At 59.3% G+C, this 11,799-nt stretch carries 10 protein-coding genes; 2 read left to right on the plus strand and 8 right to left on the minus strand.

The genetic code is table 11. The features are described from left to right. Positions 1 to 6: 6 nt before the first annotated feature. Both PMI23_RS17380 and PMI23_RS17385 read right to left on the minus strand, forming a co-directional pair. Positions 7 to 924: a LysR family transcriptional regulator gene (locus PMI23_RS17380; protein WP_016985559.1), complete on the minus strand. Its 918-nt coding sequence runs from the start codon at positions 922 to 924 to the stop codon at positions 7 to 9. A gap of 61 nt (positions 925 to 985) precedes the next feature. Next, a complete protein-coding gene (locus PMI23_RS17385) occupies positions 986 to 1,711 on the minus strand; it encodes a hypothetical protein (RefSeq protein ID WP_007918319.1) in 726 nt (241 codons plus the stop codon). Between PMI23_RS17385 and PMI23_RS29785 the strand changes: the two genes are divergently transcribed. After that, positions 1,698 to 1,913 (plus strand): hypothetical protein, encoded by a 216-nt coding sequence (locus tag PMI23_RS29785; protein WP_157279744.1) that lies wholly within the window; start codon positions 1,698 to 1,700, stop codon positions 1,911 to 1,913. The two genes, PMI23_RS17385 and PMI23_RS29785, sit on opposite strands and share 14 nt — an antisense overlap. A 59-nt stretch (positions 1,914 to 1,972) precedes the next feature. Here PMI23_RS29785 and PMI23_RS17390 read toward each other — a convergent pair whose 3' ends face one another. From PMI23_RS17390 to PMI23_RS17415, 6 genes are all read right to left on the minus strand, one after another. After that, a complete protein-coding gene (locus tag PMI23_RS17390) occupies positions 1,973 to 2,839 on the minus strand; it encodes an ABC transporter permease (protein ID WP_007918317.1) in 867 nt (288 codons plus the stop codon). Between the two features lie 20 nt (positions 2,840 to 2,859). Further along, on the minus strand, positions 2,860 to 3,720 hold the full coding sequence (locus PMI23_RS17395) for an ABC transporter ATP-binding protein (protein ID WP_007918315.1): 861 nt from the start codon (positions 3,718 to 3,720) through the stop codon (positions 2,860 to 2,862). 22 nt (positions 3,721 to 3,742) lie between these two features. Continuing rightward, the gene (locus PMI23_RS17400) at positions 3,743 to 4,639 is read right to left on the minus strand and encodes a TauD/TfdA dioxygenase family protein (protein ID WP_007918313.1); all 897 of its coding nucleotides are present in this window, start codon (positions 4,637 to 4,639) and stop codon (positions 3,743 to 3,745) included. Positions 4,640 to 4,999: 360 nt separating this feature from the next. Beyond that, positions 5,000 to 6,367, minus strand: coding sequence for an HlyD family type I secretion periplasmic adaptor subunit (locus PMI23_RS17405; protein WP_007918311.1), 1,368 nt, complete (start codon positions 6,365 to 6,367; stop codon positions 5,000 to 5,002). Beyond that, complete coding sequence (locus PMI23_RS17410; protein ID WP_007918310.1) at positions 6,357 to 8,513, minus strand: type I secretion system permease/ATPase; 2,157 nt, start codon at positions 8,511 to 8,513, stop codon at positions 6,357 to 6,359. Before PMI23_RS17410 ends, PMI23_RS17405 begins: the two co-directional genes overlap by 11 nt. 34 nt (positions 8,514 to 8,547) lie before the next feature. After that, complete coding sequence (locus PMI23_RS17415; protein ID WP_007918308.1) at positions 8,548 to 9,897, minus strand: TolC family outer membrane protein; 1,350 nt, start codon at positions 9,895 to 9,897, stop codon at positions 8,548 to 8,550. A gap of 357 nt (positions 9,898 to 10,254) precedes the next feature. Between PMI23_RS17415 and PMI23_RS17420 the strand changes: the two genes are divergently transcribed. Then, positions 10,255 to 11,799 (plus strand): retention module-containing protein (locus PMI23_RS17420; RefSeq protein ID WP_007950027.1); only part of this gene is annotated, 1,545 nt, incomplete at its 3' end.

An 11,799-nucleotide genomic window follows, 5' to 3' on the forward strand; every position in this document is an offset into this window, starting at 1 on the left:
TGATCTTTAGGGTTGTGCAGCCAGCCAGGTTTCGTCGCAACAGGCCTTGAGGGTTTCGCGCAGCCAGCGGTGCGCGGGGTCCTTGTCGAATCGAGGGTGCCAGGCTTGAGTCAGCATCAACGTCGGCAACGGGATTGGCAGGTCGAATGAGCGCAGTTTCAAACCGAGCCGGCGCACACTCAGCAGCGCTTCTTTGGGAACCGGCAGGATCAGGTCGGAATCAGGCAACGCAAACATCGCCGCATGGAAACTCGGCGCGATCACCGCGACGCGCCGCTCCAGACCCAGCGCATTCAGCGCGGTATCAATCGGGCCGCGAGCGATGCCCCGGCGCGACATGCTGATGTGGGAAAACCCGGCATAGCGCTCGGCAGTGATTTCACCGTCGAGCAATGGATGATCTTCTCGCACCAGTCCCACGAAGTGCGTCGAAAACAGATTCTGCACTTTGACTTCAGGAGTGACAGGGCGGGTATTACTGACGCTCAAATCGATGCGCCCTTCACGCAGGGCTTCATCGTCGCCATCGCCTTCCGGGACGAAGCGCAACTCACAGTGCGGCGCCAGTTGATCGAGGGTGTCGAACAGCTTGCCGCCGTAGACGCCGATGAAGAAGTCATTGGCGCGGATGCTGAAGCGCCGGCGCAGCGTGCCCAGTTCCACCGAGTCGGCCGAGCGGAACAGCAGCGCGGCCTGCTCGACCACATCGCGCACCTGCTCGCGCAACTCCAGCGCTTTGGGGGTTGGCACCAAGCCACGTCCAGCACGCACGAGGATCGGATCACCGATCGCTTCGCGGATCCGCGTCAGGGTTCGGCTCATTGCGGCCGGGCTGAGGTTCATCCGCCGCGCGGCGCCGACCACACTGCCCTCGTCGAGCAAGGCGTCGAGGGCGACCAGAAGGTTCATGTCCGGGAGTTGCACGCTGAGCACTCTTGGCTGATCTGGATTGATCCAGACACAATGCTAACAGAGGGATGAGCTCTCAGTTGTTGATCGGCTTAATTTCAAAATGCAATTCGTTGATGCGCTCTGCGAGAGGATCAGTGGTCTTGGCTATCCCTGGCAAACAGTCATTTAGCTCAAGACTTTCCTTACCTGGAAGCGTCACTTCTTGCATGATGTCAGCAACACGAGGTCCAAAATAGATGAAAGTTTCCGGAATAATCTCTGCAATTGAGATACGGCGCTGCTCCGGCCCCACAAACAAAACGTGGTACTGCTTCGGATCAACTCCTGCGCAATTGAAATTCGAACTGAAATCAGCCGCATGGGCGACTCTGTACAGGATCTGTAGACGCTTGGTCTCCGAGAAAAAATGGTCTACGTAAAACGCACTCATGCCCGTCATGAAACAAATCAGAGCGGCAGAAAAAATCACTGCTAATGGATTTTTATGTGTCTCGGACCAAAACTCGCTGTCTCGTACTTTGAGGACAAGATAGAACGCCGCGACAACCGCCCCTACAACCAGGGGCCAAAATAGAAAAATCATCAGTTGAATAACAGTACCGGCCACTAACGTCATAGGAAGGGCCGACGCATCAAAGGGAAAAATACTGTTGATATCACTGACCGCCTTCATCCTGGCAAAGTAGGTGGCTGCACCAAGGAGTATCGTCCAGAAGAAAGCGGAGACTGCGTAATTACCGAAGTGTCTCAGAATCTTTTGTTCGATCAGAATTACGACGCCAAATATGGCCGCGATCATCGAAGCGCACGTTAAAGCCAAAACCCAACCCGGTGTCAGCAGGTCATTTGAGGATATGAAGAGGCTTGCAACAAAAAGAAAAAACGACAGCGACAAAACCCAACCTACAACATTGGGTTTACATGTATTCGCGTTCGATTCAGACCCTTCTCTAGCCAAAGAAAAAATTCCTTTTTCATTGTGGATTTCAATGCCCCTTTAACGGCCCCCTGCCACAAAACTTAAGCATTGAAATACCAACATAAAACAAGCCTGAATCAATCAGCGCTGCATACCCCAACGCTTCACCGTCACCCTCTCCAGCGTATCGAACACCAGATTCTCCACCAGCAAGCCGATCAGAATCACCACCGCCAACCCGGCAAACACCTTGTCGGTATACAGCTCATTACGATTCTGAAAGATGTACCAACCCAGCCCGCCCTTGCCACTGGTCGCACCAAAAACCAATTCAGCGGCAATCAACGTGCGCCAGGCAAACGCCCAGCCGATCTTCAACCCGGCGAGAATCGACGGCAGCGCTGCCGGAATCAGGATGAACAGCACCAGCCGCAAGCCCTTCAAACCATAATTGCGCCCAGCCATGCGCAGTGTCTCGGAAACGCCGAGAAACCCGGCATAGGTGTTCAGCGCCAACGCCCACAACACCGAATGCACCAGCACGAAAATCAGGCTGTTCTGCCCCAGGCCAAACCACAGCAGCGCCAATGGCAGCAGGGCAATCGCCGGCAACGGGTTGAACATCGAAGTCATCGTGCTCAGCAGATCACGGCCCAACTGCGTCGATACGGCCAACGTGGTCAGGGCGAACGCCAAAACGATGCCGATCAGATAACCCTTGATCAGCACCACCAGCGATATCCACACCTTGGCCAATAACTCACCACTGAGCAGCCCGTCGAACAACGCATGGCTGGTCTGCAAGAAACTCGGCAGCATCAGGTCGTTGTTCTGAATCCGCGCGACCACTTCCCACACGACTGCGAGCACAATCAGGATCAGGCCTTTACGCAGCCAGCCCTGTTGCCACAGCCGCGTGCCGAGCGACAACTCCCGCTCGACCGGCACTTCAGTCAGCGGCTCCAGAACAATTTCAAACTCTTCACGCACAGATGATGAATGGCTCATCGGGTAATCCTCCTGGCCGCTCAATAGGCAATGCGAATGTCATTGAAGTCGTGGTCACGCTCGGTTTCCGGCGACTGGCCTTCATCGAACAACAAACGATGAATGCGCCGCGCCGATTCCTGAAACGCCACGCCACCGAGGCTGTGCAGATCGTATTGATGGCTGTGCACTTCGGCGCGCACTCGGCCGGGATGCGGCGACAGCAGCAGGATGCGATTACCGACCACCAGCGCCTCTTCAATCGAGTGGGTGACGAACAGCAGAGTGAAGCGCACCTCTTCCCAGAGCAGCAGCAACTCTTCCTGCATCTTGCGGCGGGTCAGCGCATCGAGTGCGGCGAACGGTTCGTCCATCAAGAGGATTTTCGGCTGCATCGCCAACGCCCGGGCAATCGCCACGCGCGCTTTCATGCCGCCGGACAAGGTGTGCGGATAGGCATCGGCGAATGCCGCCAGTCCGACCTTTTCCAGATAGTGCAGCGCACGCTCTTCGGCTTCTTTTTTCTTCAGGGTACGCGAGGCAAGCAGTGGAAACATCACGTTCTGTTTGACGGTTTTCCACGGCGGCAGTTGATCGAATTCCTGAAACACTACGATGCGGTCCGGCCCCGGCGCGTCGACGCGCTGGCCTTGCAGACGGATCTCGCCTTCGCACGGTTGAATGAACCCGGCGACCGCCTTCAGCAACGTGGATTTGCCGCAACCGGACGGGCCGAGCAGCACGTAGCGATCGGCCGGATCAATTTCAAAACTGACTTGGTGGGTGGCGCGCACCACGCGTTGCGGCGTGCGGTATTCGAGGCTGACATGATCGACCGCCAGCAACGCGTCGCTGCGGGCGATCGGGTTGCTGGCCGCGTGGCCTGGCAAGGGAGCGTTCATTTTTTGATCAATCTCCGGCGAATCAGAAAGGCGCGTCGCCCTGAATGGTCGTGCGATACAGCTTGCGGCGCAGGTGCGCGGGGCAGCCGGCGGCGAGATGGATCAGCGAACGGTTGTCCCAGAACACCAGATCGTGGGGCTGCCACTGATGGCGGTAGATGTTCTGCGGCAGCACGCTGTGGGCGTAGAGCTCGCTCAGCAGCTGCTGGCTCTCGTCTTCCGGGAGGCCGACGATGCGCGTGGTGAAACCTTCGCTGACGAACAACGCCTTGCGGCCGTTTTCCGGGTGCGTACGCACCACCGGGTGCACCACTTCCGCGACCTGGGCCAGTTGCTCCGGGGTCAGGGTCGGGCGCCAGTTGCCTTCGAATTTGGTTTCGCTGTAGCGCGCCGTGTAGGAATGCGCAGCACTGCGGCCTTCGACCGCTTTGCGCAATGCCTCGGGCAAGCTGTCCCAGGCTTTGTGCATATCGGCGAACAGGGTGTCGCCACCCTCGGACGGCAACTCCTGCGCGTGGAGCATCGAACCGAGGCTCGGCAGCTCTTTATAAGAGAGGTCGGAGTGCCAGAACTTGCCGGCATCACCGAGGCCGATGTTCTGGCCGTTTTCGATGATGTTGGAAACGATGAGGATTTCCGGGTGGTTGGCCAGCAGGAACTGCTTGAGCACATGGATCTGCAACACGCCGAAGCGGCGGCTGAAGTCGATTTGCTGTTGCGGGGTGATTTGCTGGTCGCGGAACACCACGACGTGGTGATCCAGGTGCGCGCGATGAATGCGCGCAAAGTCCTGATCATTGATCGGCCGGCTGAGGTCAAGGCCAATGATCTCGGCGCCGACGGCACCGCTGAACGGGCGGATTTCAAAGGATTGCGGCGCGGCGGTCGCGGCGCTTGGGGAAGCAGTAGCTGCGGACATCTTTCCATCTCCCACGCACGGCGCGCTCACGGGCGCGCTCGTCGATCAGACACTCACGCTGGATTGCGTGTTGGTTCAGGTCGTGCGGCGCGCCGATTGGTCGGCAGGTACGCAGGGGGATGACTTTATAGCTATAAGAATCGGAAATTAAATACCGTTAATGAATAACGATATGGCGATTGGTGCGGAATGAACTGGATGGTGAGTGACGGTTTTTGTCACTTACTGACAGAGATGTGGTGTTTGGGCTGCCGCTATCGCGAGCAGGCTCACTCCTACAGGGATCGCATTCCTCTGGAGAAATGCGGTTACTGTAGGAGTGAGCCTGCTCGCGAAGAGGCCGTCAGCAGCGCTGAAGATCTAGCGCTCGTGCAACGCCTCTGCCCGCGCACGGATGATCGGTTTGAGCAGATAACTCAACACCGACTTCTTGCCGGTAATGATGTCCACCGACGCGACCATCCCCGGGATGATCAGCAACGGCTTTTCATCGGTACCCAAGTGGCTGCGCTCAGTACGCACCTTGATGATGTAGTACGTGGTTTTCTTGTCTTCGTCGGTAATGGTGTCGGCACCAATCTGCTCAAGCTTGGCTTTGAGCCCGCCGTAAATGGTGTAGTCGTAGGCGGTGAACTTGACGATCGCTTCCTGCCCCGGATGCAGGAAGGCAATGTCTTGCGGGCGGATCTTGGCTTCGACCAGTAGTGTGTCGTCTAGCGGTACGATTTCGACCATGTCGCTGCCCGGCTGGATCACGCCGCCGATGGTGTTGACCAGCAACTTGTTGACGATGCCGCGCACCGGCGATGTCACCAGCGTGCGGCTGACGCGGTCTTCCAGCGCCTTGCCCGTCGCGCTGGCCTTGTTCAGGTCGGTGCGGGCTTCGTTGAGTTGGGTCAGCGCTTCGCTGCGGAACTTGCCGCGCGTCTCGTCGATCTTGCGCTGCACTTCCTTGATCGCCGATTCGGCACGCGGGATGGCCAACGTCGTTGCATCCAGCTGACCACGAGTTTCCACCTCGGCACGCTTCAGACGCAAGACCTCCACTGGAGACACCGCGCCCTGCGCCACCAGCGGCTCGGACATGTTGATTTCCTGACGCTGCAAACCGAGTTGCTGGCGATACTGCGCTTGCTTGGAGGCGAATTCGCGCAGCTCTTGCTGACGCTGGATCAACTGCTCCTGCAAACCACCAATCTCGTCGTGCAACTGCTGACGGCGGCTGATGTACAGCGACTCTTCACTCTTGGCCTGACCGGGCACGGCTTTGAGCACGTCCTCGGGGAAATTCAGCGGACGGTCATCGACCTCGGCGCTGAGGCGTTCTACGCGCAGCAGCATCGACAGGCGATCGGCTTCAGTTTCACCGACGTTCGACGCAAATCGCGTGTCGTCTAGACGAATCAGCGGTGCACCGGCTTCGACAATCTGGCCTTCCTTGACGAACAGTTCGGAGATGATCCCGCCCTCAAGGTTCTGGATTTTCTGGATCTTCGACGACGGAATCGCTTTGCCGTCGCCCTTGGTCACTTCGTCGATCACGGCGAAGTTGGCCCACAGCAGCAGAAAGATAAAGAAGCCGATGATCGCCCAGATGGTCAGGCGCACGACGCGCGGGGCGTCCTCGATCAGCGCTTTGTTGACCTCCGGCAGTGGCTGGCCCTGCAGTGATGCCGAGCCTTTGAAGTAGCGACGGATCGAATCCTTGAAACCCGACTTAAGCAACACTGATCTGCCCCTTCTTCAACGCTTCCATCACGGCGGCTTTCGGGCCATCGGCGAGAATTTGCCCACGGTCGATCACCAGCAGACGATCGACCAGCGACAACAGTGAAGCCCGGTGCGTCACCAGCACCACGGTCTTGTTTTCAATCACCGCGGCGAGGCGTTGCTTGAGGCGTTCTTCACCGGTGTTGTCCATCGCACTGGTCGGCTCGTCCATCAGCAGGATCGGCGGATTGAGCAACAGCGCCCTGGCCAGTGCGACGTTCTGCCGTTGACCACCGGAGAGGTTCTGCCCGCGCTCGCCGACTTGCAGCTCGTAACCTTGTGGATGCAGACGGGCGAATTCGTGGACGCCGGCCAGTTCGGCGGCTTGCAGGACGAGTTCGTCTTCTACATAACGGGCGCCGGAGACGAGGTTGTCACGCAGGGTGCCGGCCAGCAGTTGGATGTCTTGCGGCACGTAGCCAATGTTGTAGCGCAGTTCGCTGACGTCGATCTGACGGATATCCACACCGTCGACCAGCAGCGCGCCGTCGTCCGGCTGATACAGGCCGACCAGCAATTTCGCCAGCGAACTCTTGCCCGAGCCGCTGCGGCCGATGATGCCGATCTTCTCGCCGGGACGAATCACCAGATTGATGTTCTTCAGCGCCGGGTTCTGTTGTTCCGGGTAAGTGAAGCTGAGCTGGCGGCACTCGATCGCGCCTTGCAAAACCTTGCGGCTCAGCGGGCGCTCTTCAAAATTGCGCTCTTGCGGCAACTCCATCATCTGGTCGACCGAGGTCATGGTCACGCGGGCTTGCTGATAACGGGTCAACAGACCCGACAGCGAGGCCAACGGGCTCAGTGCGCGACCGCTGAGCATGTAGCAGGCAATCAGACCGCCCATGCTCAGGTTGCCGGCGATGATCTGGTACACGCCGAAGACGATCATGATCACCCCGGCCAGTTGCTGGATCAGCAGGGTGATGTTCATCGCCAGGCCGGAGAGCATTTTCACCCGCAGCTCGAGGCGGCTGAGGGTGCCGATGGTCTGTTCCCACTGGTACTGGCGTTCGCTCTCCGCGTTATTGACCTTCACCGCGTCGAGACCGGCGAGGGTTTCGATCAGGCTCGACTGGCGCTCGGCGCCAAGGGCCATGGTGCGCTCCATGGTCGCCACCAGCGGCTTCTGCAAGGCGTAGCCGATCAGCAGGGCAATCGGGAACGCCAGCACCGGAATCCACACCAGATGCCCGCCGAGAATGGCGATGACGATGAAGATCAGGATGGTGAACGGCAGGTCGATCAGGCTGGTCAGGGTCAGCGAGGCGAGGAAGTCGCGCAGGCTCTGAAATTCGTGGATGTTCTGCGCGAAGCTGCCGACTCGCGCCGGACGGTATTTCATCGCCATGCCGACAATGCGCTCGAACAGCGTCGCGGAGATGATCAGGTCGGTTTTCTTCCCGGCCAGATCCAGGCACAGGGCGCGCAGACTCTTGAGGATCAGGTCAAAGATGTAGGCGCCGGTGATGCCCAACGCCAGAACCCACAGGGTCGCTTCGGCCTGGTTCGGCACCACGCGATCGTAGACGTTCATCACGAACAGCGGCGCGGCCATGGCGATGATGTTGATCAGGAAACTCGCGGCAATCGCATCGGCGTACAGCCAGCGCGAACGCTTGAGGGTGTCGCGGAACCACGAGCGCGCACGCGGAATCAGCGTGCCGTGGTTGACGTCGAATTTGTGTTGCGGCTGGGCGAAGAAGACTTTGCCGGTGTAATCGTCAGCGAGCAATTCGCGACTGACAATCGACTCACCACCATCGGTTTCACTGAGCAACACCCGCGCTTCGTTATCGCCCTGCCAGCCGAGCAGGACGGCGCTGCGGCCATCCTTGAGCAGCAACAGTGCCGGCATGGCGATCGCCGGAATTTCTTCCAGTTTGCGCTGCAATACCCGACCTTGCAGGCCGGCGCGAGCTGCCGCGCGGGGCAGCAACTCGACACTCAGGCGTTGTTTGGGCAGCGGCAGTCCGGTGGTCAGCATCGCCGCGCTGGCGGGTTTCTGGTGCAGCATGCAAAGGGCGAGCAGTCCGTCCAGTAAAGGATCGTCGTGCAACGCGCGTGGATCATGACTGAGTTGAACTCGACTGACTTCTGATTCCACGCTCGACACTCTTTGACAGTTGAAAAGGGATAACTCAATTCATCCCAGGCAGCTGGACCTTGGGCTTGACGTCGTTTTGCACAACGGATGCCAACGGTGCGACCACTCCCTGGCTTCTGAGCAACTCGCCCATGGTCGCCTTGATTCGGTACTGAGTAAATAACTGAATGTTTTTGATTTCAGCCAGACGCCGCGAAGCGGTGAACAACTCGTTTTCGCTGTCGAGCAAATCGAGCAGGGTACGCTCGCCGAGGCTGAACTGACGCTGGTAGGCGGTGCGCACCGAGGTGCTGTGATCGACGTATTGCTGCGCGATCGGCACCTGGGCATTAGCGTTGTTCAAGGCGTTCCAGGCCAGACCGAGTTCTTCGTTCAACTGGCGCAGGGCGTTGTTGCGAATATCCAAAGCCTGGTTCGACAGGTACGACTTGGATTCCAGATCGGCCTTGTTGCTGCCACCGGAATAGAGGTTGAAGCGCATGCGCAGCATGGCTTGCCATTCGTTGTTGTGACCGTTCTGGCCGTCGAGGTCGTTGTCGGCGGTGCGGCCCAGTTCGGCGTCGAAACGTGGGTAAAAGGTCGACTTGGCGGTTTCGTATTGCTTCTCGGCGGCGGCGATGTCGGACTCGGCCGAGCGCAGGATCGGGCTGTTTTCCAACATTTGCTGGCGCGCTTCATTGAGGTTGGCCGGCATCATCGCCATGAACGGTGCCGGACGCTCGAGTTGATCAGGCATCTGGCCGACGGCGCTGAGGAAGTTGGTTTCCGAGTCGGCGAGGTTGGTCTGCTCGGTGATCAGGTTGTTGCGGGCCTGGGCCATCCGCGCTTCGGCCTGATCGAGGTCGGCACCGCTGCCGACGCCACGCTGGGTGCGCAACTGGATCTGGTCGTAGATGCGCTGGTGGCTCTTGAGGTTTTCTTCGGCCAGACGCACGAATTCGCGGCGGGTCAGCACGTCCAGATAGACCTGGGCGACGGTCAGCGCGGTGCGCTCGGAAGTACCGAGCAACGAGTAAGCGCGGGAGTTGACGGTGGCTTGTTGACGCCCGACCTCGCTGGACGTCGCAAAACCGTCAAAGACCATTTGCGAGAGACGTAAACTTGACTCGCTACGATTCAGGGTTTCGTAGTGGTTACCGGAATTGGCGCGGGTGGTGACGCTGTCGGTACCCTCACGGCCATAACCGCCGAGCAGATCGACCTTCGGCAGGTATCCACCTTTTGCCGCTCTTAACTGATAATCCGCAGCCAAACGACTGTTGACCCCTGCCTGGATTTCCGGATGGACATCCAGTGCCTGCTGCATGGCTTCTGGTAAGGATTGTGCTTGTACAAAAGAGGCGGCGAGGGCGAAGGGTACGGCGAAAAGCAGGGGCGAACGCATGATAGGAATTTCCCAGAACTTCTTGTCTTGAATCACAGCAAAACGTGGCGCTGCGTCGGATGATGGCAACCAGATTGACCGTATGTCGGAAAGTTCAAAACAGGAACTGGATCACACGCTGAAGGACAGGTCGCCGCGGAAATATCAATGTGACATTAGTGGGGCGATTGTTTAGGATGGCACCCAGAAGGTCAATAGTTTGGCATAAAGTTAATAGCGAAAGAATCTAGCCAAATTATTGACGAAAAGACGCGTCAAACTTGTTTCGCAAATTTTTAAAGTACGTCCAGACTGAATCGGCGCCCATGCCGTCAGGTCCATGGAAGTCAACTGAACGTGACACCCGGAGAGTCTTCAATGAGCAGTGTTGTTGCCATCGTCAAAAGCATTGTCGGTCAGGTATTCGTGGTGTCCCCAGAGGGCGTGCGTCGCGTACTCGTTGAAGGCGATCGTCTGTTTGTCGGCGACCAGATCGACACCGGCCTCTCCGGCGCCGTGTCGCTTGAATTGGCCGATGGCCGCACCCTTGATCTGGGCCGTGAAACTCAGTGGAGCGCCAACGCGCCCGACTCCAGCACTGATTTGGCCGAAGCCACCGCGCAGGCAGCGCCGTCGGTAGCCGAACTGCAGCAAGCCATCGCCGCCGGTGTCGACCCGACCACCGCGCTGGACGCTACTGCTGCCGGCCCAAGCGCCGCAGGCACGGGCGGTGCTGCCGGTGGCGGTCACAGCTTCGTGATGCTCGATGCCACCGCTGGCCGCGTTGACCCGACCATTGGCTTCCCGACCGCAGGCATCAACGCTGCCGGTCAAGCTGCGCAAAACATTACCGGCGGCCAGACCACCGATACCACCACCAACGCCCTGCGTGATTCGACCCTGAGCCTCAGCGCCACGCCGTCCATCACCGAAGCCGGCGGTGTGCTGGTGTACACCGCGACCCTGACCCAGGCGCCGCTGACCGACCTGACCATCACCCTGTCCAACGGCGCGGTGATCGTGATTCCGGCCGGTGCAACCACCGGCACCGTCAACGTGCCACTGGCGCCGAACGACACCGTTTATAACGACCCGACCCAGATCGACGTGACCGTCACCGGCACCACCGGCGGCAATGGCATCACCGTGACCCCGCCGACCACTCCGGCCACGACCCAGGTCACCGACACCATCGACACCACCACCGTCACCCTGACGGCCGGGCCGAGTGTCACCGAAGGCGGCCAGATCACGTACACCGCGACCCTGACCAACCCGGCGCAAACCCCGGTGACCGTCACCCTGTCGAACGGCTCGACCATCACCATCGGCGCCGGCCAGACCACCGGCACCGTCAACGTGCCGACTCCAGCCAACGACGTCTATAACAACGGCAGCACCGTCACCACCACCATCACCGGTGCGACTGGCGGCAACTTCGAAAACCTGGTGCCGAACCCGACGCCAGCGGTGACCACCATCACCGACTCGATCGACACCACCAACCTGACCCTGACTGCCACCGGCACAGTGGTCGAAGGCGGCCAGATCACCTACACCGCGACCCTGACCAACCCGGCGCAAACCCCGGTGACCGTCACCCTGTCGAACGGTTCGACCATCACCATTGAGGCTGGCCAGACCACCGGCACCGTCAACGTGCCGACGGCGGCCAATGACGTCTACAACAATGGCGGCACTGTCAGCACCACCATTACTGGCGCCAGCGGCGGCAACTTTGAAAACCTGGTGCCAAACACCACGCCAGCCACCACCACGGTTACCGACTCGGTCGACACCACCAGCGTGAGCCTCACCGCTACCGGCACCGTCGTCGAAGGCGGCCAGATCACCTACACCGCGACGCTGACCAACGCAGCGCAAACTCCGGTGACGATCACCCTGTCGAACGGTTCGACCATC

It is taken from the genome of Pseudomonas sp. GM24, from assembly GCF_000282235.1.
In the GTDB taxonomy this organism is placed as follows: Bacteria; Pseudomonadota; Gammaproteobacteria; order Pseudomonadales; family Pseudomonadaceae; genus Aquipseudomonas.